Here is a 25,653-nt window from a genome sequence, read left to right as displayed (position 1 = left end):
TCACCCGCGACACCGGGCGGCACCGGCTGGAGTCCACCGTCGAGCACGTACAGCCGCAGGTCCGCGATCCCCCGGCCGATTCCGGACCCCGTCGCCGACACCGAGGACTCGTCCAGGGCCCGGTAGGTGACGTGCACGGTCGTCTCGGTGATGCCGTACATGTTGACCAGTACCGGAGCGTCCTCCGGATGGCGGGCGTACCACTCCCGCAGGCGTCCCGGCTCCAGCGCTTCCCCGCCGAACACCACGGAGCGAAGCACCAGCCCGTCACCCGACTCCGGGTCCTGCGCTTCCGCGCGCATCAGCTGGTCGAACGCGGAAGGCGTCTGGCTGAGAACCGTCACCCGCTCCCGGACCAGCAGCTTCAGGAACTCCTCCGGCGACCGGGACACCTCGAACGGCACGACGACGAGGCGACCGCCGTGCAGCAGCGCTCCCCACATCTCCCACACCGAGAAGTCGAACGCGAAGGAGTGGAACCACGTCCAGACGTCGTCGGACCCGAAGTCGAACCGTGCTTCCGTGGCGTCGAAGAGCCGCACGACGTTCCCGTGCGGAACGGTGACGCCCTTCGGCTGCCCGGTCGAGCCGGACGTGTAGATCACGTACGCCGGGTGACCGGTCAGCAGCGCGCTCCTGCGCTCGGCCTGGTCCACCCCGGCGCCGCTGAGCTCGGCGAGGCGAGCCGTGGTCTCCGGCTCGTCGACCATCAAGCAGGGCACCCCGTCGAGGGCCGGGCCGGCCAGGGCCGCGGCCCGGCGGCCGGCGAGCACGAGCACCGGCCGCGCGTCCCCGAGCACGTACGCGATGCGGTCGGCCGGGTAGTCCGGGTCGACCGGCACATAGGCGCCGCCGGCCTTGAGGACCGCCAGCAGGGCGACGAGGAGCTCGCTGGAGCGTTCCATGAGCACACCGACCAGGGACTCCGGGCCGACACCCCGCTCGATGAGTAGCCGGGCCATCCGGTTCGCCCGCTCGTCCAGCTCCGCGTAGCTCAGCTCACCGTCCTCGGCGACGACCGCGACCGCCTCCGGCGTCCGGGCCGCCTGGGCCGCGAACAGGTCGGGAAGCGTGCCGGCCGGCTGCCCCTGGGCGGTGCCGTTCCACTCCACCAGGACCCGACGGCGCTCGGCCTCGTCCAGCAGGTCCAGGCCGCTGAGCCTGGTCCCCGGCTCGGCGGCCAGCAGTTCCAGTGCCCGACGGACCCGGGTCGCGAGCCGCGCGGCGGCGTCGCGCTCGAAGAGGTCCATCGAGGCGGTCAGCGATCCGCGAAGGCCCGCCGGGGCGCCGTCCTCGTCGAACAGCTCGACGAAGTCGAGTTCGAGGTCGAACTTGGCCGCCCGCACGTCGACCGCGACGTCCGCCGGCTCCGCCGCCGGGCCGTCCGTCTCGGCGCCCGAGCGTTCCAGCACGATCCGCTCGTTGTTGTGGACGGTCAGCATCACCTGGACCAGCGGGTGCCGGGCCATGGAGCGCGCGGGCGCGAGTTCCTCGACCAGCTTCTCGAACGGCACCTCCTGGTGCGCGAGCGCGTCCCAGCCGGTCTTCCGTGCCCGGACGATCACCTGGCGGAAGGTCGGGTCGCCGGTGAGGTCCGTGCGCAGCACGAGGGTGTTGACGAAGAAGCCGACCAGGTCGTCCAGCGCGACGTCGGTGCGCCCGGCGACCGCCGTGGCGACCGGAATGTCGGTGCCCGCCCCGAGGCGCGACAGCACGACCGCCAGCGCGGACTGCAGGACCATGAAGACCGTGGCGTCCTCGGCCCGCGCCAGCTCCGCCAGCCGGGCGTGGACCGCGGCCGGGACCTCCAGCGGCACGCCGTGGCCGCGGTGGGAGGCGACCGGCGGACGGGGTCGGTCGAAGGGCAGGTCGAGCTCCTCGGGCGCACCCGCGAGGTTGTCACGCCAGTAGGCGAGCTGACGGGCCAGCATGCTCTCCGGGTCCTGCTGGTCGCCGAGGAGTTCGCGCTGCCAGAGGGTGTAGTCGGCGTACTGGACGGGCAGCGGCTCCCACTCGGGCGCCCGGCCCGCGCTCCTGGCGGCGTAGGCCTTGGTCACGTCCCGCAGCAGCGGCCCCATCGACCAGCCGTCGCTCGCGATGTGGTGCACCACCACGACCAGCACCGACTCGTCGGGACCGGTCCGGAGCAGCGCGGCCCGGATCGGCACCTCGTCGGCCAGGTCGAACGCGTACGCCTCGAACTCCGAGACCCTGGCGTCGAGTTCAGCCGGTGCCAGGTCGGCCACCGCCAGCTTCCAGTCCAGGTCCTCCAGCTTCAGGATGCGCTGGTACGGCTCCCCGCCGGCAGTCGGGTAGACGGTGCGCAGCACCTCGTGGCGTCCGATGACGTCCAGCATGGCCGCGTTCAGCGCGTCTGCGTCGATCTCGCCCGGAAGGCGCCTGGTGATCGGGATGTTGTAGGTGGCACTCGGGCCCTCCAACTGCGCGAGGAACCACAACCGGCGCTGCGCGAAAGACAACGGAACCATCAGAACTCCTCCTGGTTGCGCATCGGCCGCAACGCCGGCCTAGCTGTTTTCTCATGTTCAAGCTGTTGTGCGAGACCGGCCGGCGTCGGCGCCAGCAGAAGTGTCTTCAACGGCACCTCGACACCGGACGCCGCCCGGATGCGGCTGATCAGGCGGACGGCGAGGAGGGAATGGCCGCCGAGGGCGAAGAAGTCGTCGTCCACGCCGACGCTCTCCACGCCGAGGACCTCGGCGAAGGCTGCGCAGACGAGTTCCTCGCGGGCGTTGGCCGGGCCTCGACCGGAGCCCGCGGTGAACGCGGGGGCGGGCAGGGCCTTGCGGTCCAGCTTGCCGTTCACACTCAGCGGCAGCGCGTCCAGCACGACGACCGCCGACGGCACCATGTACTCCGGCAGACTGCGCGCGGCGAACTCCCGCACTGCTGCGGGAAGTTCGGAGCCAGCATCGTCGACGGGGACGACGTAGGCGACCAGGCGGACATCGCCGGGCGTGTCCTCGCGTGCCACCACGGCCGCCTGCGCGACCTGCGGGTGCGCGGCGACGACGGCCTGCACCTCACCCGGCTCGATCCGGAAACCACGGATCTTCACCTGCTCGTCGGCGCGGCCCAGGTACTCCACCTGGCCGTCCGCGTTCCAACGGGCGACGTCACCGGTGCGGTACATCCGCACCCCCGCCTCGAACGGGTTCGCGGTGAAACGCTCCGCCGTCAACCCGGGACGACCCGCGTAACCACGCGCCAACTGCACACCGGACAGATACAGCTCACCCGCCACACCCACCGGCACCGGCTGAAGCCGAGCGTCCAGGACGTACAGGCGGGTGTTGGCGATCGGCGCGCCGATCGGCACCACACCAGCCGCCTGCCCCGGCACGCACTGCCACGCCGTGACATCGACCGACGCCTCCGTCGGCCCGTACAGATTGTGCAGCTCCACACCCTCGAAGACCTCGAAGAACCGCTGCTGCAACTCCAACGACAGCGCCTCACCCGAACACACCACCCGACGCAGGCACGCACCCGCCGCCACTGCCGCCGGCTCCGCCAAGAACGCCTCCAGCATCGACGGCACGAAGTGCACCGTCGTCACCCCCCGCCCCGCGATCAACGCGGCCAGGTACTCCGGATCCCTGTGACCCTGCGGACGCGCCACCACCAGCGTCGCGCCCTCCAGCAGCGGCCAGAAGAACTCCCACACCGACACGTCGAACCCGAACGGCGTCTTCTGCAACACCCGGTCGGAAGACGACAGTCCATAACGGGACTGCATCCACGCCAGACGGTTCACGATGCCCTCGTGCGGCACCACCACACCCTTCGGACGACCCGTCGACCCCGACGTGAAGATCACATACGCCGGCTGCGACGGCAGCACCACCACATCCAGCGGACCGTCGTCCAGCCCAGCCAGGGCCGGGTCCTCCACCAGCACCCGCACCACACCGACGGGCAGCACACCCGCCAGCGAACCGGTGGACACCACCACCCGCGCACCCGCCGTCTCCACCGCGTAGCCGACCCGCTCCGCCGGATACTCCGGATCCAGCGGCAGATACGCCCCACCGGCCTTCACCACCGCCAGCAGCGCCACCACCAACTCCACGCCGCGCTCCAGGCACACCCCCACCACGGAACCCACACCCACACCCTGCGAGACCAAGTGACGCGCCAGACGGTTCGCCCGCGCATCCAACTCCGCGAACGACACCTCCACACCCTCGAAGACCACCGCCACCGCATCCGGCACCGACGCCACCCGCGCCTCGAACAACGCCGGCAACGTCGACACCACACCCCCGACAGCCGTGTCGTTCCACTCCACCAACAAACGACGGCGCTCAGCCTCGTCCAGTGCCTGAACGGTGTGGAGTGCCGCATCGGACTCACCGTCCAACGCCGCCTCCAGGGCCGACACCAGTCCCTCGACGACCGTGCCCACCAGGGCGACGACCGCCATCGGGTCGACGGGCGCGACGGCGTCCACCGCCGTCCGGATCACCCGGCCGTTGTCGTCGACGGACAGCGCGAGCGGGTAGTTGCTGGTGTCCCGGGAGACCAGGGTCCGGATCCCGGCCGACTCGTCCCGGGCCGGCTCCGACTCCGGCACAGACTCCGACTCCGGCACAGACTCCGGCTCTCCGGACGCCGGCCCGTCCACCCCGGCGGCGTGGCGGTAGTTGAGGAAGGAGGTGAACAGCGGTGCGCCGCCGGTGAGTCCGCTGGCCTGCTGGGCCACGGCGAGCGGCGCGTTCTCGTGTTCGAGGAGCTGCGCCAGCTGGCCGCGCATCGCCGACACCGCGTCCAGCACGCCGAGTTCGCCCGTCCGCACCCGCACCGGCAGCGTGTTGATGAACGGGCCGGGGACGCGGTCGGCGCCCGCGCCGGCGTTCATCCGGCCGAACAGCACCGTGCCGAACACCACGTCGTCCCGGCCGCTGACCGCGCCGACCACCCGGGCCCACGCGAGGTGCATCAGCGTCGCCACGCTGGCGCCCAGCCGGCGCGACACCGAGCGCAGCCTCGCCTCCAGCTCGGGGGCCAGCGGCCGGGAGGCGCGCTCGGCCTCGGCGCCGACGCCCTGGACGTCGGTCAGTCCGTACGGGGCGGTGGGCTCGGTGACGTCACCCAGCAGCCCGGCGAAGTAGCGTTCGTGCTCCTCGCGCGGGACGCCGCCGCGCACCTGGGCGACGAAGTCGCGGAACGGCAGCGGCTCCGGCAGTTCGTCGGCGCGGCCGGTCAGGAAGGCCTCGATCTCGCCCAGCAGCACCGCGAGCGCGGTGTGGTCCTGCACCATGTGGTGCACCCGCACCAGGCCCAGCCGGCGGCCGTCCGGTCCGTCGGCCGTGTACAGCTCGACCAGGGGCGCCCGCGAGAGGTCCATGGTCCGTCCGACCGCCTCGGTCAGTGCGGCCGCCGGGTCCGCGGAACGCGGGTCCACCGGCACCTCGCGGACCGGCAGCACCGCCTTGCGCCACACCACCTGGACGGGTTCGCGCAGCCCGTCCCAGACGATGCCGGTGCGCAGGATGTCGTGCCGGTCCAGGACGTGCTGGAGCGCCTCGGCGAAGCGGTCGAGCAGTTCGGCGGAGCCGAACTCCAGGACGGTCGGCTGGACGTAGGCGTCGACGCCGCCGTCGGCGAGCAGGTGGTGGTAGAGCAGGCCGTCCTGGATCGGGGCGAGCGGGTAGACGTCGGCGACGTTGGCCGCGCCGCCGTCCACCGTCGCGACGACCCGCTCGACCTCCTCCGCGGTCAGGTCGACCAGCGGCAGCATCTCCGGCGTGATCGCGGTCGCGCCCACAGGGATCAGGTTCTCCGGCACCACGACCTGCCGCCGGCCGTCCGACCGGGCCAGGCCCGCCGGCGTCGGGCTGTCGAACAGCGCCCGCACCGACACCGTCACGCCCTGGGACTGCAGCCGGCCGATCAGCCGGACGGCGAGCAGGGAGTGGCCGCCGAGGGCGAAGAAGTCGTCGTCGACACCGACGCTCTCCAGGCCGAGGACCTCGGCGAACGCGGCGCAGACGACCTCCTCGCGGACGGTCGTCGGGCCGCGGCCGGAGCCGGTGGCGAGCTCGGGCGCGGGCAGGGCCTTGCGGTCCACCTTGCCGTTCGCGGTCAGTGGCAGCTCGTCGAGGACGACGAACGCGGAGGGCATCATGTAGCCGGGCAGCTCCCGGCCCAGGTGTGCCCGGATCCCGGCGAGGTCCGGCTCCGCCGGGCCGACGCGCGGGACCAGGTACACGGCCAGGAACGCGTCGCCGGAGGTGTCGCTCCGCACGGCCGCCACCGCCCGGGCGACGTCCTCGTGGCGTTCAAGGGCGGCCTCGATCTCCCCCGGCTCGATCCGGAAGCCGCGGACCTTCACCTGGTCGTCGGCCCGGCCCAGGCACTCCAGCTGCCCGTCGTGGGTCCAGCGCGCGAGGTCGCCGGTGCGGTACATCCGCTCCCCCGGCTCGTACGGGTTCGCGGTGAACCGCTCCGCCGTCAGCCCCGGCCGGCCCGCGTAACCGCGCGCCAACTGGGCGCCCGACAGGTACAGTTCGCCCGCCACACCGGCCGGAGCCGGGCGCAGCGCCCGGTCCAGCACGTACGCCCGGGTGTTGGCGAACGGGCGGCCCACCGACACCTCGCCGCCGACCACCTCGGCGGAGGTGGCCCAGACCGTCGCCTCGGTCGGCCCGTACAGGTTCACCGCGGCGATCCCCCGGTCCGCGAAGCGCTGCGCCAGCTCGCGCGGCAGCGCCTCGCCGCCCACCAGCGCCCGTACGGCGACCGGCCACCCGTCCGTCTCCAGCAGCGCCCGCCACAGCGACGGCACCGCCTGGAGCACCGTGGCGCCCGACGACCGCGCCAGTCCGGCCAGCGCGGCGGGATCGCGCACCACGGCCTGCGGCGCGAGGACCACCGTCGCCCCCGAGACCAGCGGCAGGAACAGCTCCAGCGCCGCGATGTCGAACGACACCGTCGTCACCGCCAGCAGCCGGTCCCCCGCGCCCAGCCGCAGCCGCCGGCCCGCGGCGCCCAGGTGGTTCACCAGCGCGCCGTGCGGGACCACCACGCCCTTGGGGCGTCCGGTGGAACCCGAGGTGTAGATGACGTACGCCGCGTTGCCGCCGGCCGCGGGCACACCCGCGGCGCGCTCGTACTCCCGCACCACGCCGGGCTCGTCCACCGCCAGCACGGGCACACCGGCCGGCACCGCGTCCGCGACCGCCGTCTGGGAGAGCACCAGCGGCACCCCCGCGTCCGCCAGCACGTAGGCGATCCGCTCGGCCGGGTACTCCGGATCCACCGGCAGGTACGCACCGCCGGCCTTCACCACCGCCAGCAGGGCGACGACCAGGTCGACGCCGCGCTCCATCACGACGCCGACCACGGCCTCCGGACCGACACCCCGGTCCGCCAGCAGTGCCGCCAGTCGGTTCGCGCGGGCGTCCAGCTCCGCGTACGACACCTCCACGCCGTCGGCCACCACCGCGACCGCGTCCGGGGTCCGCGCCGCCTGCGCCTCGAACAGCTCCGGCAGGGTGGCCGCGCCGACCCGCGCCGCCGTGTCGTTCCACGTCTCCAGGACCAGACGGCGCTCGGCGGCGTCCAGGACCTCGATCTCACTCAGTGCCGCTTCCGGGCCGCCGTCCAGCGCGAGCTCCAGGGCCGCCACCAGTCGCTCGGTGGCCGTGCGCACCAGTGCGCCGACCGCCTCCGGATCGATCGCTCCGACCGCGTCGACGGTCAGCGCGAGGCCGTCACCGTCATCGTCCACGGCGACGCCGAGCGGGTAGTTGGTGCGTTCGCGCGCGTACAGCAGGCGGACGCCCCGGTCCTCGGACCGCTCCTCGGGCTGTTCCTCCGCCGCGCCCCGGCCGGGGTTGTGGCGGTAGTTGAGGAAGGCGGTGAACAGCGGCGTCTCCCCGGCGAGCCCGCTCGCCTGCTGGGCGGTGGAGAGGGAGGCGTGCTCGTGCTCCATCAGCCGGGCCAGCTGGGCGCGCATCTGCGACACCGCCGCCAGGACCCCGGTGTCGGCCGTCCGGACGCGCACCGGCAGCGTGTTGATGAACGGGCCGGGCACCTGGCCGGCTCCTGATCCGGCCGTCATCCGGCCGAACAGCACGGTTCCGAAGACCACGTCGTCCCGGCCGGACATCGCCCCGACCGCCCGGGCCCAGGCCACGTGCAGGACGGTCGCGGCACTCACCCGCAGCCGGCGGGCGACCGCACGGAGCCGGCGCTCGGACTCCGGCGGGAAGGGCACCACCCCGCGGCTCACCCCGGCGCCGTCGCCGTGCACGTCGGTGACCCCGTAGGGCGCGGTGGTCTCGTCCAGGTCGCCCAGCAGCTCGGCGAAGTAGCTCTCGTGACCGGCCCGTTCGGCCTCGTCGCGGGACTGGGCGACGAAGTTCCGGAAGGGCAGCGGCTCGGGAAGGTCGGCGGCCCGGCCGGCGAGGAAGGCGCCGACCTCGGAGAGCAGCAGCTCCAGCGCCATGTGGTCCTGCACCAGGTGGTGGATCCGGACCAGCGCCAGCCGGCGCCCGCTGCCCGGGACGGCCGCCCGGTGCACCGTGAGCAGCGGGGCCCGGCCCAGGTCCATCGACAGGCCCGCGGCCGCGACCAGACCGGCTGCGAGGTCCTCGACGGACGGGTCCGGTACGACGTCGGTGACCGCCATCGGCGCGTGCCGCCACACCACCTGGACGGGCTCGGGCAGTCCCTCCCAGACGACGGAGGTCCGGAACACGTCGTGCCGGTCCAGCACGCTCTGCAGCGCCGACAGGAACGCGTCCAGGGCGTCCGCCGAGTCGAACTCCAGCACCGCCGGCATCACGTAGGCGTCGTCGCCGCCGTCGGCGTACAGGTGGTGGAAGAGCAGGCCCTCCTGCAGCGGCCCGAGCGGGTAGACGTCCGCGACGTTGGCCGCGCCGCCGTCCACGGTGGCGACGATCCGCTCGATCTGCTCGGACGTGAGGTCGACCAGCGGCAGCATCTCGGGCGTGATCACGGTCGCGTCGGCCGGGATCAGGTTCTCCGGCACCTCGGCCCGGGCGGTGCCCGCCACCACGGCCAGCCCGGCCGGGGTCGGCGTCTCGAAGAGCGCTCGCACCGGCACGGTCACGCCCTGCGCGCGCAGCCGCTCGACCAGTCGGACCGCCAGCAGGGAGTGGCCACCGAGGGCGAAGAAGTCGTCGTCCGCGCCGACCCGCTCCAGTTCCAGGACCTCGGCGAAGACGGCGCAGAGCAGTTCCTCGCGCGGGTTCGCCGGGCCCCGCCCGGTGCCGGCCGGGTACTCCGGCGGCGCGGGCAGCCGCTTGGTGTCCACCTTGCCGTTCGCGGTGAGCGGCAGTTCGTCGAGCAGCACCACCGCGGCCGGCACCATCGACTCCGGCAGCTGCTCCCGGACGAACGCGCGCAGCTCCGCCGGGTCGACCACGGCGCCCGGCGCGGGCACCACGTAGGCGACCAGCCGGCGGTCCGCGGCCGCGCCGGGCGACGGGGTGACGGGGTCGGCGGAGGGGCGGCCCGGGAAGACCGCCACGGTGCCCGGGCCGTCCGTGATCCGCACCCCGCTCAGCGGCAGCTCCGGGCTGCCGGTCACGGTGTCGAGCACTCCCGCCAGGCAGTCGGCGAGCAGCAGGACCGTCCCCGCCTCGAACAGGTCGGAGGCGGCCGTCACCGAGCCCCGGATCCCGGACGGCGTGCCGTCCGGCCCGAACACCTCGGTGAACGACACCTCCAGGTCGAACTTGGCCACCGACGCCCCGGCGGCGGAGACGGCGGACACCTCGACGCGCTCGCCGTCCCGCACCGTGCGCGCGGCGTTCTGCAGGGTCAGCATCACCTGGAAGAGCGGGTGCCGGGACAGCGAGCGGGCCGGGGCCAGCTCCTCGACCAACCGCTCGAACGGCACGTCCTGGTGCCCGTACGCGGCCAGGCTGGTCGCCCGCACCCGGCGCAGCGTCTCGCGGAACGTCGGGTCGCCGGCGAGGTCGGTGCGCAGCACCAGCGTGTTCACGAAGAAGCCGACCAGGTCGTCCAGCGCCTCGTCGGTGCGGCCGGCGACGTCCGTGCCGACGGGGATGTCCGTCCCCCCGCCGAGGCGGCTCAGCAGGACCGCCAGGGCCGCCTGCAGCACCATGAAGGCGGTGACGCCCTCGGCCTGCGCCAGCTCCACCAGCCGGGCGTGGGTCTGCGCCGAGACGTCCAGCCGCACCCGGTGGCCCCGGTAGGAGGCCGCGGCCGGGCGGGGGTGGTCGACCGGCAGCGCCAACTCCTCCGGCAGGCCGGCCAGCGCCTTCCGCCAGTACGCCGTCTGCCGGTGCAGCAGGCTGTCCGGGTCGTCCGCCTCGCCCAGCAGGTCACGCTGCCAGAGCGCGTAGTCCATGTACTGGACCGGCAGCGGCTCCCACTCGGGTGCCCGGCCCTCGCTGCGGGCCTGGTAGGCCGTCATGAGGTCGCGGGTGAACGGCCCGGTCGACCACCCGTCGCAGGCGATGTGGTGGAACACCACGACCAGCACCTGCTCCTGCGGCGAGACCACCAGCAGCCGGGCACGGACCGGCACCTCGGCCGCCAGGTCGAAGCCGTACGCCTCGGCGGACGCGATCGCGGCGTCGAGCTCCGCCCGGGGCACCTCCTCGACGGAGAGCTCCCAGTCCAGGTCGTCGAGCTTCAGGGCGCTCTGGTACGGCTCGCCGTCCACGGTCGTGAACACCGTCCGCAGCACCTCGTGCCGGCCCATCACGTCGCGCAACGCGGCGTTCAGCGCCTCCCGGTCCGTACCCCCGCCGAGCGGGAGGACCAGCGGCACGTTGTAGGTGGCGCTCGGGCCCTCCAGCTGGGAGATGAACCACAGCCGCCGCTGCGCGAATGACAAGGGAACCATCAGGACTCCTCCTGGTTGCGCCGCGGCCGCAGGGCCGGCCTGGCCGGTGCGGGGGCCGTCTCCTGCGCCAGCCGGTCGGCGAGCCCGGCCGGGGTCGGCGTGTCGAACAGCGCCGCGATCTCCACCTCGACGCCGAGCAGCGTCCTGATCCGGTTGGCCAGGCGGACGGCGAGCAGGGAGTGGCCGCCGAGCTGGAAGAAGTCGTCGTCGACGGTGACGCCCTCCAGGCCCAGCACCTCGGCGAAGGCCGCGCACAGCGCCTCCTCCCGAGCGTTCGCCGGGGCCCGGCCGGTGCCCGCGCCGGCCGCGTAGTCCGGGGCGGGCAGGGCCTTGCGGTCCAGCTTCCCGTTGCCCGTCAGCGGCAGCGCCTCCAACACCACCACCGCCGACGGCACCATGTACTCCGGCAGCCGCCTGGCCGCGAACGCCACCACGGTGTCGGCGAGTTCGGCGGACGCCTCGTCGTCGGCGACGACGTACGCCACCAGACGCACGTCACCCGGCACGTCCTCCCGAGCCACCACCGCCGCCCGCGCGACCTGCGGATGCGCGGCGACGACGCTCTCGACCTCACCCGGCTCGATCCGGAAACCACGGACCTTCACCTGCTCGTCCGCACGCCCCAGGAACTCCAACTGCCCATCCGCACGCCAACGCGCGACATCACCCGAGCGGTACATCCGCACACCCGGCTCGAACGGGTTGGCGACGAAACGCTCAGCCGTCAGACCCGGGCGCCTGACATACCCGCGCGCCAACTGCACACCCGCGATGTACAACTCACCCGCCACACCCGGCGCCACCGGACGCAGCCCGTCGTCCAGCACATACAGCCGCATGTTCGCGGTCGGGCGGCCGACCGGCACCACCGAACCGACCTCATCACCCGCGCGGACCTCGAACACCGCGCAGCCGACCGTCGCCTCCGTCGGACCGTACTCGTTCACCACCACCGACTCGGGAGCGCGCTCCAGCAGGTCCCGCACCACACCGGCCGGCAGCGCCTCACCACCGACCACCCACCGGCCCGCCGCCTTCGCCAACTGCCCCTCCGACAACATGCCGGACAACAGCGGGAGATGAGCCGGAACCGCCTTCACCAGACCGAAACCACCGCCATCGCGCAACAGCTGCGCCAGGCCCTCGGCCCCGCCCTCACGGCTGACCACCACCGGCGCACCCGAGATGAGCGGCACCACCACACTCGTCACCGTCAGGTCGAACGCCAGCGACGAATGCAGCGGCGCACCACCCTCCGTCCCGTACGAACCCGCCGCAAAAAGCGCGTAGTTGGCGAGACCGCCGTGCGTGACCGCCACTCCCTTCGGCCGACCCGTCGACCCCGACGTGTAGATCACATACGCCAGCGAGTCCGCCGACACCTCGACGACAGGCGCCGTCTCCGGCTGAGCGGACAGCTGCATCACCATCAGCGCGCTGTCCACCGCCACCAACCGGTTGCGCCCCGCCGGCAGCTCGTCCAACACCTCCTCATCGGTCAGCGTCAGCACCGCGCCACTGTCCGCCAGCATGAACGAGATCCGCTCCGCCGGGTACGACGGATCGATCGGCAGATAACCGGCACCCGCCTTCCACGCGGCGAGAACCGCCACCACCGCGTCCACACCTCGCGGCAGGCAGACACCCACCAACGACTCCGCACCCACACCCTGACCCACCAGGAAGTGCGCCAACCGGTTCGCCCGCGCATCCAGCTCCGCGAACGACACCCGCTCACCGTCGGCCACGACCGCCACCGCATCCGGCGTCCGCGCCACCCGCTCCGCGAACAGCCCCGGCACCAGCACCGAACCGAAGTCCACCGCCGAGGAGTTCCACTCGGTCAGCACCTGCGAACGCTCCCGCGCTGACAGCACGTCCACCGAGTCCACCGCCGTGCCGGGCTCACGCGTCACCGCGTCCAGCACTCGCAACAGAGCGGACGCGATCCGCTCGACCGACTCCGCGTCGAACAGGTCGGCGGCCGCAACCACCACGCCGCGCAGCCCGCCGGGGGCGCCCTGCGCGTCGAAGGCCTCGGTGAGCCGTACCTCCAGATCGAACTTCGCCGCCGCAGTGCCAGGGGTGACGTCGGTCGGCTCAGCCGGTGTCCCGGCATCCACCGTCAGCCTGTCGCCGGCGTTGTTCTGGAGGTCCAGCTGGACCTGGAACAGCGGGTGCCGCGCACGGGAGCGGGCAGGGGCGAGTTCCTCGACCAGCTTCTCGAAGGGCACGTCCTGGTGCGCCAGGGCCGACAGCGTGGCCTCGCGCACCCGGCCCAGCACCTCGCGGAAGGTCGGCTGGCCCGCAAGGTCCGTCCGCACGACCAGCGTGTTGATGAAGAACCCGACCAGGTCGTCCAGCGCCTCGTCCGTACGGCCCGCGTTCGCCGAACCGATCGGGATGTCCGTCCCCGCACCCAACTTCGACAACAGCAGCGCCAGCGAAGCCTGCAACACCATGAACGGCGTCACACCCTCAGCCCGCGCCACCTCCGTCAGACGCGCGTGCACCGCCGCCGGAACCTCCAGTGGCAGGCGGTGACCGCGGTGCGAGGCGATCGCGGGTCGCGGCCGGTCCGCCGGGAGCACCAGCTCCTCCGGGAGGCCTGCCAGCGCCTCACGCCAGTAAGCGATCTGGCGCGAAATCAGGCTCTCCGGGTCGCCCTCGTCGCCCAGCAGTTCGCGCTGCCACAGCGTGTAGTCGGCGTACTGCACCGGCAACGGCGCCCACTCCGGAGCCCGGCCCGCGGACCGGGCCTCGTACGCGGTCATGACGTCCCGGCTGAGCCGGTCCTGGGACCAGCCGTCGGCGGCGATGTGGTGGACCAGGATCAGCAGGACCCTTTCCTCCGCCCCGGACTCGAACAGCGTGGCGCGGAACGGCACCTCCGCCGACAGGTCGAAGGCGTGGCCCGAGGCCTCGACGAGCGCCTCGTCCAGCGCGTCCGGCGCGACCTCCACCACCTGCAGGTTCCAGGCGAGGTCGTCCGCGTGGACGATCCGCTGGAACGGTTCGCTCTCGCCCGCCGCGTAGACGGTCCGCAGGATCTCGTGCCGTCCGATGACGTCGCGCAGCGCCGCGCTCAGCGCCTCGCCGTCCACATCGGCCGGGAGGGGCACCCGGAACGCGATGTTGTAGGTCGAGCCGGGGCCCTCCAGCTGGTCGATGAACCAGAGCCGCTGCTGGGCGAAGGAGAGCGGGATCTGCTGCGGCCGCTCGCCGGCCCGCAGGGCGAGGCGGGCGCCGGCCGAGCCGGTCAGGCGGGCCGCCAGCCCGGCGACCGTCGGCGCCTCGAACAGGGTCCGCAGCTGGACCTCGACACCCAGGACCACGCGCACCCGGCTGATCAGGCGGACGGCGAGCAGGGAGTGGCCGCCGAGGGCGAAGAAGTCGTCGTCCACGCCGACGCTCTCCAGGCCGAGGGCCTCGGCGAACGCCGCACACAGCAGCTCTTCCTGCAACGTCGCCGGGCCTCGGCCGGAGCCCGCGGTGAACGCGGGGGCGGGCAGGGCCTTGCGGTCCAGCTTGCCGTTCACACTCAGCGGCAGCACGTCCAGCACGACGACCGCCGACGGCACCATGTACTCCGGCAGACCGCGCGCGGCGAACTCCCGCACTACTGCGGGAAGTTCGGAGCCAGCACCGTCGACGGGGACGACGTAGGCGACCAGGCGGACATCGCCGGGCGTGTCCTCGCGTGCCACCACGGCCGCCTGCGTGACCTGCGGGTGCGCGGCGATGACGGCCTGCACCTCGCCCGGCTCGATCCGGAAACCACGGATCTTCACCTGCTCGTCCGCCCGGCCCAGGTACTCCACCTGGCCGTCCGCGTTCCAACGGGCGACGTCACCGGTGCGGTACATCCGCACCCCCGCCTCGAACGGGTTCGCGGTGAACCGCTCCGCCGTCAGCCCGGGACGACCCGCGTAACCACGCGCCAACTGCACACCGGACAGATACAGCTCACCCGCCACACCCACCGGCACCGGCTGAAGCCGAGCGTCCAGCACATACAGGCGGGTGTTGGCGATCGGCGCGCCGATCGGCACCACACCAGCCGCCTGCCCCGGCACGCACTGCCACGCCGTGACATCGACCGACGCCTCCGTCGGCCCGTACAGATTGTGCAGCTCCACACCCTCGAAGACCTCGAAGAACCGCTGCTGCAACTCCAACGACAGCGCCTCACCCGAACACACCACCCGACGCAGGCACGCACCCGCCGCCACTGCCGCCGGCTCCGCCAAGAACGCCTCCAGCATCGACGGCACGAAGTGCACCGTCGTCACCCCCCGCCCCGCGATCAAGGCGGCCAGGTACTCCGGATCCCTGTGCCCCTGCGGACGCGCCACCACCAGCGTCGCGCCCTCCAGCAACGGCCAGAAGAACTCCCACACCGACACGTCGAACCCGAACGGCGTCTTCTGCAACACCCGGTCGGAAGACGACAGTTCATAGCGGGACTGCATCCACGCCAGACGGTTCACGATGCCCTCGTGGGGCACCACCACGCCCTTCGGACGACCCGTCGACCCCGACGTGAAGATCACATACGCCGGCTGCGACGGCAGCACCCGAACACCCGGAACCGTGCCCGGCAGACCCGACAACTCCTCGACCACGCCCGACTCGTCCAGCACCACCACCGAAGCCGCGGCCGGAACCACACCGTCGAACGACCGCGCCGTCAGAACCACGGCCGGAGCCGCATCCTCCAACACCACGGCAATCCGCTCCGCCGGATAGGACGGGTCCACCGGCAGATACGCCCCACCGGCCTTCACCACCGCCAGCAGCGCCACCACCAACTCCACGCCGCGCTCCAACGCCACCGCGACGACCGACTCCGCACCGACACCCCGGCCGATCAGCAACCGCGCCAGACGGTTCGCCCGCGCATCCAACTCCGCGAACGACACCTCCACACCCTCGAAGACCACCGCCACCGCATCCGGCACCGACGCCACCCGCGCCTCGAACAACGCCGGCAACGTCGACACCACACCCCCGACAGCCGTGTCGTTCCACTCCACCAACAAACGACGGCGCTCCTCAGGAGCCAGCACCTCCACCGCACCGAGCGACACGTGCGGGTCTGCGGCCACCTCGGCCAGGACACGCGCGAGGCGCTCCGCCAGCCGCTCGACCGTCTCCGCCTCGAAGAGGTCCGCCGAGGCGACGACACCGCCGTACAGCCCGGCCGGAGCCCCGTCGGCGTCGAAGGCCTCGCCGACGCCGACCTCGAGGTCGAACTTCGACGCCACACCGGCCGACGGAACCGATCCCCGGGCGTGCGAACCGCCGAGGTCCAGCACCGCCTCCTGGTTGTTCTGCAGCGTCAGCGACACCTGGAAGAGCGGGTGGCGGGCCATCGAACGGGCCGGTGCCAGTTCCTCCACCAGCTTCTCGAACGGCACGTCCTGGTGCGCGAAGGCGGAGAGCCCCGCCTCCCGGACCCGGGCGACGACGTCGGTGAACGTCGGGTCGCCGGTCAGGTCCGTGCGCACCACCAGCGTGTTGACGAAGAAGCCGACCAGCTCGTCCAGCGCCTCGTCGGTACGGCCCGCGTTGACAGCGCCGATCGGGATGTCGGTGCCCGCACCGAGGCGGTTGAGCAGGACGGCGAGGGCCGCCTGCACGACCATGAACATCGTCGCGCCCTCGGCTCGCGCCAACTCCGTCAACCGGGCGTGGACATCCGCCGGGATCCGCAGCGATGCGGCGTGCCCCTGGTGCGAGGACACGACGGGGCGGCGGCGGTCGGTCGGGAGAGCGAGCTCCTCGGGGATCCCCGACAGGGCGTGCTTCCAGTGGGCGACGTGGCCGGCCATCAGGCTGTCCGGGTCGTTCTCGTCTCCGAGCAGCTCGCGCTGCCAGATCGCGTAGTCCGCGTACTGGACCGGCAGCGGCTCCCACGCGGGCGCCCGGCCCGCGCTGCGCGCCGCGTACGCCGTCGACAGGTCGCGCGCCAGCGGCGCCGTCGACCAGCCGTCGCTGGCGATGTGGTGCAGGACGACGACCAGCACCGGATCGGCGTCGCTTTCCGTCTCGAACAGCCAAGCGCGGAAGGGCACTTCGCGGGTCAGGTCGAAGGCGTACTCCGCTGCCCGCTCGACCTCGCGCTCCAGGTCGGCCGACGCCACCGGCATGATCGTGAGCGCCCAGTCCAGGTCGCCGAGTTCGAGGATCCGCTGGTGGGGCTCGCCGTCGACGGACGGGAACACGGTGCGCAACGACTCGTGCCGCTCGATCACGTCACGGAAGGCGGTGTTGAGCGCCTCCCGGTCGGTGTCACCGGACAGTCGGAGCACCACCGGAATGTTGTACGAGGCGCTCGACTCCTCCAACTGGTTGATGAACCAGAGCCTTTGCTGTCCGTAGGAGAGCGGGAGGTGGTCGGGGCGGGGCATCCGCGTGAGCGGGGTGCGGGCCGTGTCGGCGTCCGCGAGGCGGGCGGCGAGGGCCGCGACGGTCGGCGCCTCGAACAGCGTCCTGATGTCGGTCTCGACGCCCAGGACGGTACGAATCCGACTGACCAGCCGCACCGCGAGGAGGGAGTGGCCGCCGAGGTCGAAGAAGTCGTCATCGACGCCGACGTTCTCCAGGCCCAGCACGTCGGCGAAGGCCAGGCACAGCAGTTCCTCGCGCAGGCCCGCAGCCCGACGGCCACCACCGGCGGCCGAGCCGCCGTAGGTCGGCGCGGGCAGGGCCTTGCGGTCGAGCTTGCCGTTGCCGGTCAACGGGATCGCGTCCAGGACCACGACCGCGGCCGGCACCATGTGCTCGGGCAGACGACGCGCCGCGAACTCCCGCACCGCGGCCGGCAGACCCGACGCGTCCTCGTCCGGATCGTCCGCCACCACATACGCCACCAGACGCACATCACCCGGCACGTCCTCCCGGGCCACCACCGCGGCCTGCCCGACCAGCGGATGCGCGGTGATCCCGGCCTGGACCTCGCCCAGCTCCACCCGGAACCCACGGACCTTCACCTGCTCGTCCGCACGCCCCAGGAACACCACCCGGCCATCAGCCGTCCACCGCACCCGGTCACCCGTGCGATACATCCGCACACCCGACTCGAACGGGTTCGCGACGAAACGCTCCGCCGTCAACCCCGGCCGCTGCACATAGCCACGCGCCACCTGCACGCCCGCCACATACAACTCACCCGCCACACCCACCGGCACCGGCCGCAGGAACCCGTCCAGCACATAGAACCGGGTGTTCGCCACCGGCGCACCCACCGGCACCACAGTGCCGTCCTGCACGGTCAGCCGCGTGGTCGCGACACCGATCGTCGTCTCGGTCGGGCCGTAGTGGTTGAACACCCCCCGCTCACCCGCCCGCTCGACCAGCTCGCGCACCAGCTCCGGCGCGGCAGCCTCACCACCCAGCACCAGCGAACGCCCCGGCAGCACACCCCCCACACCCGCCACCGACGCCAGAGCGGCCAGGTGCGAGGGCACCGCCTTCAGGAAGTCGATCCCCTGCTCGGCCAGATACGCCGCCACCCGCGCCGGATCAGTGACCGCCCCCTCCTCCAGGACATGCAGCTCACCACCCGTCGCCAAGCTCGCGAACACCACCGTGTTCCCCAGGTCCGTGGCCTGCGCCTGAAGAAGCGCATACCGCCCGCCCGGCACACCGAACCCGACCCGACCCGGCACCGACGACACATAGTTCGCCACACCGCCGTGCGTGACCGCCACACCCTTCGGACGACCCGTCGAACCCGACGTGTAGATCACATACGCCAGACCATCCCCGGCAACCGCCACCCCGGGAGCGGTCGTGGGCAGGGCGGCCAACTGCATCGCCGTGAACGTCGCGTCGATCGCCACCAACCGGACCCCGACCGACGGCAGCTCACCGAGGATCTCGTCCGTCGTGACGACCAGCGCCACCCGGCTGTCCTTCATCGTGAACGCCACCCGGTCCGCCGGCTGCGCGTGGTCGACCGGCAGGTAACCCGCACCCGCCTTCCACACCGCCAGGATCCCCGCGATCATCTCCACACCACGCGGCAGGGCAAGACCCACCACCGACTCCGCACCCACACCCTGAGCCACCAGGAAGTGCGCCAACCGGTTCGCCCGCGCGTCCAGCTCCGCGAACGACACCCGCTCACCACCGGCCACCACCGCCACCACATCCGGCGACGACGCCACCCACGCCTCGAACAACTCCACCACCGAGGACGCCGAAACCTCCTCCTCCGTGGCGTTCCAGCCGCCCAGCACCCGCTCGCGCTCGGCGTCGTCGAGGACGTCCACCAGCGCCACCGGCACACCCGGATCACGCGTCACCGCGTCCAGCACCCGGACCCAGGCCGAAGCGATCCGCCCCGCCCACACCGGCTCGAACAGATCCGCCGACACCGTCACCGTGCCCCGCACACCCGCCGCACGACCCTCACCGTCGAACATCTCGGTGACGATGACGTCGAGGTCGAACTTCGCCGCGGACTCGTGAACGGTCGTGTCGGCGTTCCCGCCGGCGGTCGTCCCGACGGGCTCCTCACCAGTCTCGTCACCGGTCTGGAGGCCCGGCAGATCGAGAACGGCCTCGATGGTGTTCTCGGTCGTCAGAACGACCTGGAAGAGCGGGTGGCGGGCCATCGAACGGGCCGGCGCCAGCTCCTCCACCAGCCGCTCGAAGGGCACGTCCTGGTGCGCCAGAGCCGACAGCGTCCGCTCCCGCACCCGCCCCAACAACTCCCGGAAGGTCGGCTGACCCGACAGGTCCGCCCGCACCACCAGCGTGTTGATGAAGAACCCGACCAGATCGTCCAGCGCCTCGTCCGTACGGCCCGCGTTCGCCGAACCGATCGGGATGTCCGTCCCCGCACCCAGCTTCGACAACAGCAACGCCAGCGAAGCCTGCAACACCATGAACGGCGTCACACCCTCAGCCCGCGCAACCTCCGTCAGACGCGCGTGCACCGCCGCCGGAACCTCCACCGACACCTGGTGCCCACGGTGCGAACCCACCACCGGACGCGCACGGTCGAACGGCAGCGCCAACTCCTCCGGCACACCCGCCAGAGCCTCACGCCAGTAGCCGAGCTGAGCGTGCATCAGGCTGGCCGGGTCGTTCTCGTCGCCCAGCAGCTCACGCTGCCACAGCGTGTAGTCCGCGTACTGCACCGGCAACGGCGCCCACTCCGGCGCCCGGCCCGCGGACCGGGCCGCGTACGCCGTCGACAGGTCACGCGCCAGCGGACCCCTCGACCAGCCGTCGCTCGCCACATGGTGCATCACCACCACCAGCGCCCGCATACCCGGACCACCCTCGAACAGCCACGCCCGGAACGGCACCTCACAAGACAGGTCGAAAGCATGCTCCAGCGCCCGGTCCACCGCCGCCGGCAGCTCCCCCGGCGCCACCTCCGACACCACCAGCTCCCAGTCCAGCTCCTCCGGACCCAGGATCCGCTGGTAGGGCTCACCGTCCACGACCGGGAACACCGTGCGCAGCACCTCGTGCCGCCCCAGCACGTCCAGGAACGCCGCGGCCAGCGCCTCACGCTCCACCTCGCCCGACAGCCGGATGACCGCCGGCACGTTGTACGTCGCGCTCGCCCCCTCCAGCTGGTTGATGAACCACAGCCGGCGCTGCGCGAACGACAGCGGCACGCGCTCCGGACGCACCCCCGCCACCAGCGCCGCCCGGGCCCGGTCCGCACCCGACAGCCGGGCCGCCAACCCCGCCACCGTCGGCGCCTCGAAGAGCACCGGCACCGGCACCTCGACGCCCAGGACCGAACGCACCCGGCTCACCAGGCTCACCGCGAGCAGCGAGTGGCCGCCGAGGTCGAAGAAGTCGTCGTCGACGCCGACGCCCTCCAGGCCCAGCACCTCGGCGAACGCCGCGCAGAGCAGCTCCTCCTGCAGGGTCGCCGGGCCACGACCCGCGCCGGTCGTGTACTCCGGAGCCGGCAGGGCCTTGCGGTCCAGCTTGCCGTTCACGTTCAGCGGCAGCGCGTCCAGCACCACGACAGCCGACGGCACCATGTACTCCGGCAGCGACGCCGCCACGTACTTCCGCACCGCTTCCGGGAGACCGGACGTCTCGGTGACGGTGTCCTGGTCGGGGACGACGTAGGCGACCAGGCGCCGGTCACCGGGGCGATCCTCCCGGACGACCACGGCGCTCCGGCCGACCTGGTCGTGGCCGGCGAGGACGGTCTCGACCTCGCCCGGCTCGATCCGGAACCCGCGGACCTTGACCTGCTCGTCCGCCCGGCCCACGAACACCAGCTCGCCGTCGGCCGTCCACAGGGCGAGGTCGCCCGTCCGGTACATCCGCCCGTCCGCGAACGGGCAGGCGACGAAGCGCTCCGCGGTCAGCCCCGGTCGGCCGAGGTAGCCGCGGGCCAGCCCTGGGCCGACCACGTACAGCTCGCCGGGCACGCCCTCGGGCACAGGCCTCAGGTGCCGGTCCAGCACGAAGACCTTCGCGCCGGCGATCGGTCGGCCGATCGGCACCGGGCCCCGACCGTCCGCGTCGAGGGGCTCGCTCATCGTCGCGCAGACGGTGACCTCGGTCGGACCGTAGGCGTTGACCATCCGCCGCCCCGGCGCCCACCGCTCGACCAGCTCGGGGGCGCAGGCCTCGCCCGCCACGACGAGCGTGCGCAGGCTCCGCGGCAGCCGCTCCACCGTGGCCAGCACCGACGGCGGCACGGTCGCGTGGGTGACGCCGAACTCCGCCAGCGCGTCGCTCAGCAGCCCCTTCGGCGGCAGCCGGTCCGCGCCGGCCATCACGAGCGCGGCACCCGAGAGCAGCGCCATGCAGACCTCGGAGACGGCCGCGTCGAAGCTCTGCGAGGCCAGCTGCAGCACCCGCGAGGTCGCGGTCACGCCGAAGCGGTCCACCTGGGCGGCGGCCAGCGTCCCGATTCCCCGGTGGGTCACGAGCACGGCCTTGGGCCGTCCGGTCGACCCCGACGTGTAGATCACGTAGGCCGGGTGCGAGGGCGACAGGTGGCCCGAGCGTTCCCCGTCCGACAGGGCCGCGGCGTCGAGGCGCGCGAGTTCCCGCTCCACCGACGGTTCGTCGAGCACGACCAGCGGGACCAGGACGGAGGCCGGCAGGACCTCGGCCGCCTCCCCCGAAGTGACGATCACCGACGGCGCGGCGTCGCCGAGCATGTACGCCACCCGCTCCACCGGGTAATCCGGGTCGATCGGCAGGTAGGCGCCGCCGGCCTTCACCACCGCCAGCAGCGCGACGACCAGGTCGGCACCGCGGTCCATCACCACACCGACGAGGGACTCCGGACCGACACCCCGGCCCACGAGCAGCCGCGCCAGCCGGTTCGCGCGGGCGTCCAGCTCCGCGTACGACAGCTCCTCGCCGTCGGACACCACCGCGACCGCGTCCGGCGTCCGCGCCACCTGCGCCTCGAACAGCTCGGGCAGCGTGGCCGCCTCGACGCCGGTCGCGGTGTCGTTCCACTCCTCCAGCACCCGGCGGCGGCCGGCGTCGCCGAGCACGTCCACGGCGCTGAGCCGCACCTGACGGTCCTCGGCCACCGCGGCCAGCACGCGCCCGAACCAGGACACCAGCCGCGCCACCGTCTCCGGCTCGAACAGGTCGGCCGACGCGACCAGCGAGCCGCGCAGGCCCGCCGGCGCCCCGGAGGCGTCGAAGGCCTCGCGGACACCGACCCACAGGTCACACCGCGACACCGTCGTCCCGGCGGACAGCTCGCCGGCCTCGATGCCGGACAGGTCCAGCTCGGCGTCCGCCGTGTTCTCCACCGACAGCAACACCTGGCAGAGCGGGTGCCGGGACAACGACCGGGACGGCGCCAGCTCCTCGACCAGCTTCTCGAACGGGACGTCCTGGTGCTCGAACGCCGACAGGCTCGTCTCGCGCACCCGCCCCAGGACGTCGGTGAACAGCGGGTCACCGGACAGGTCGGTGCGCAGCACCAGGGTGTTGATGAAGAAGCCGACCAGGTCCTCCAGCGCCTCGTCCGTGCGGCCGGCGTTGACCGCGCCGATCGGGATGTCCGCGCCGGCACCGAGGCGGTTCAGCAGGACGGCCAGGCCCGCCTGCAGCACCATGAACATGGTCACGCCCTCGGCGCTCGCGATCTCGGCGAGCCGGGCGTGCACGTCCGCCGGGACGTCCAGCGAGGCGCTGAGCCCGCGGTGGGAGGCGACGGCGGGCCGCGGGTGGTCGGCCGGCAGGTCGAGTTCCTCGGGGAGGCCGGCGAGGTTCGCGCGCCAGAAGTCGATCTGGCGCGACAGCAGGCTGTCCGAGTCGTTCTCGTCGCCCAGCAGCTCGCGCTGCCACAGCGCGTAGTCCGCGTACTGCACCGGCAGCGGCTCCCACTCCGGCGCCCGGCCCGCGCTGCGCGCCGCGTACGCCGTCGACAGGTCGCGCGCCAGCGGCGCCCTCGACCAGCCGTCGCCGGCGATGTGGTGCATCACGACGACCAGGACGTGGACGTCCGCGCCGCCGCGGAACAGCCAGCTGCGGAAGGGCAGTTCCCCGGCCAGGTCGAAGGGGTGGTCGAACGCGGCGGAGACCGCGTCCTCCAGGTCGGCCGTGGGAACGTCCACGACCTCCAGTTCCCACGCCAGGTCGTCGGGGGCGACGACCTGCTGGTAGGGCTCGCCGTCGACGGTGACGAACACCGTCCGCAGCGCCTCGTGCCGGCCGATCACGTCGCGCAGAGCCGCGTCCAGCACCGCGCGGTCGACCGCCCCGGTCAGCCGCACCGCCACCGGGATGTTGTAGGACGCGCTCCGGCCCTCCAGTCGGCTGACGAACCAGAGGCCCCGCTGGGCGAAGGAGAGCGGCACCAGCTCCGGGCGCTCCCGGCGGGTGAGCGCCCGCCGGGCCGCCTGCGCGCCGGCGAGCCGGGCGGCGAGGCCGCCGACGGTCGGGGCCTCGAAGAGGTCGCGGACCTCCACCTCGACGCCGAGGACCGTCCGGATCCGGCTGGTGAGGCGGACGGCGAGCAGGGAGTGGCCGCCGAGGGCGAAGAAGTCGTCGTCGACGCCGACCTCGGAGACCCGCAGGACCTCGGCGAACGCGTCGCAGAGCGCCTGCTCGCGCTCGTTCGCCGGCGCCCGGCCGGCCCCCGCGCCGCCCGAGAGCTCGGGCGCGGGCAGGGCCTTGCGGTCCAGCTTCCCGTTGCCGGTCAGCGGCAGCGCGTCCAGCACCACGACGGCGGACGGCACCATGTGCTCGGGGAGGCGACGCGCGGCGAACTCCCGGACGGACGACGGAAGGGCGCTCGCGTCCTCGTCCTGGTCGTCGGCGACGACGTAGGCGACCAGGCGCACGTCGCCCGGCACGTCCTCGCGGGCGATCACGGCGACCCGGGCCAGCCGGGGGTGTCCGGCGATCGCGGCCTCGACCTCGCCGGGCTCGATCCGGAAGCCGCGGACCTTCACCTGCTCGTCCGCCCGGCCCAGGTACTCGAGCCGGCCGTCGGCGCGCCAGCGGGCGATGTCGCCCGAGCGGTACATCCGGGCGCCGTCCGGCTCGAAGGGGTTGGCGACGAAGCGCTCGGCCGTCAGACCGGGACGCTTGACGTAGCCGCGCGCCAGCTGGGCGCCCGCCAGGTAGAGCTCACCCGCGACGCCCACCGGCACCGGGCGCAGCGCGGCGTCCAGCACGTACAGGCGCGTGTTCGCGGTCGGGCGGCCGATCGGCACCACCGCGCCGACCTCGTCCCCGGCCCGGACCTCGAACACCGAGCAGCCGACCGTCGCCTCCGTCGGGCCGTACTCGTTCACCACCACCGACCGGGGCGCACGCTCCAGCCAGGCCCGCACCACCGGGCCCGGCAGCGCCTCGCCCCCGACCACCCAGGTGCCCGCGGCCTCCGCGGCCTGCTCGTCCGTCAGCAGCTCGGACAGCAGCGGGAGGTGGGCGGGAACGGCCTTCACCAGGCCGAAACCGCCGTCCGTGGAGCGCAGCAGCTCGGCCAGCCCCTCGGCGCCGCCCTCACCGCTCGCCACGACTCGCGCGCCCGAGATCAGCGGCACCACCACGCTGGTCACCGTCAGGTCGAAGGCCAGCGAGGAGTGCAGCGGGGCGCCGCCTTCGGTCCGGTACGAACCGGCCGCCCACAGCGCGTAGTTGGCCAGCGCGCCGTGCGCGACCGCCACGCCCTTCGGCCGGCCCGTCGAGCCCGAGGTGTAGATCACGTACGCCAGGCCGTCGCCCGACACCGGTGCCTCGGGAGCGGTCGCGGGCAGCATCGACAGCTGGACGTCCATCAGGGCCGAGTCCACCGCGACCATCCGCGCCCGGCCGGCCGGCAGGTCCCCCAGCAGGTCCTCGTCGGTCAGCGTCAGCACGGCGCCGCTGTCCGCGAGCATGAACGAGATCCGCTCCACGGGGTACGACGGGTCGATCGGCAGGAACGCCGCCCCCGCCTTCCAGGCCGCGAGGATCGCGACCACGGCCTCGACGCCCCGGGGCAGGCAGACGCCGACCACCGATTCGGCTCCGACGCCCTGTCCCTCCAGGTACCGGGCGAGTCGGTTCGCCCGCTCGTCCAGCTCCGCGAACGACACCTCGTGGCCGTCGGCGACCACGGCCACCGCATCCGGCGTACGGGCCGCCTGGGCCGCGAACAGCTCCGGTACCAGCGCCGGACCCAGGTCCACCGCCGAGGAGTTCCACTCGGTCAGCACCTGCGAGCGCTCCCGCGCGGAGAGCACGTCCACCGAGCGCAGCGGCGTGTCCGCGCCGCCGTCGAGGGCCCGCTCCAGCGCCGCCACCAGGTCGGCGGTGGCGACCTGCAT

General features: G+C 73.0%; 3 protein-coding genes (1 of these 3 cut by a window edge). All 3 read right to left on the bottom strand.

Annotated elements, in window-relative coordinates; genetic code table 11:
• Tightly spaced (each overlapping or abutting the next), the 3 genes in view from ACZ5GH_RS27445 to ACZ5GH_RS27435 form a layout consistent with a single transcriptional unit that may run on beyond the window.
• Positions 1-2,489, bottom strand: the 5' portion of a protein-coding gene (locus tag ACZ5GH_RS27445; protein WP_464335542.1) for an amino acid adenylation domain-containing protein. 14,518 nt of this gene lie to the left of the window's left edge; only the first 2,489 of its 17,007 coding nucleotides appear in the window; the start codon lies at positions 2,487-2,489; its stop codon lies off the left edge, out of view.
• On the bottom strand, positions 2,489-10,870 hold the full coding sequence (locus tag ACZ5GH_RS27440) for an amino acid adenylation domain-containing protein (RefSeq protein WP_464335541.1): 8,382 nt from the start codon (positions 10,868-10,870) through the stop codon (positions 2,489-2,491). The genes ACZ5GH_RS27445 and ACZ5GH_RS27440 overlap by 1 nt, the downstream gene beginning before the upstream one ends.
• Positions 10,870-25,653 (bottom strand): non-ribosomal peptide synthetase, encoded by a 14,784-nt coding sequence (locus ACZ5GH_RS27435; protein WP_464336880.1) that lies wholly within the window; start codon positions 25,651-25,653, stop codon positions 10,870-10,872. The genes ACZ5GH_RS27440 and ACZ5GH_RS27435 overlap by 1 nt, the downstream gene beginning before the upstream one ends.

This window comes from Kitasatospora sp. Xyl93, assembly GCF_055383135.1.
Note: the sequence above shows the minus strand (reverse complement) of the source record. Positions and strands in the feature narration are given on the sequence as shown.

Excerpts from the sequence above, each read along its gene's own strand:
- ACZ5GH_RS27440 (WP_464335541.1), bottom strand. The coding sequence starts at position 10,870 with ATGGTTCCCTTGTCATTCGCGCAGCGGCGGCTGTGGTTCATCTCCCAG.
- ACZ5GH_RS27435 (WP_464336880.1), bottom strand. The coding sequence starts at position 25,653 with ATGCAGGTCGCCACCGCCGACCTGGTGGCGGCGCTGGAGCGGGCCCTC.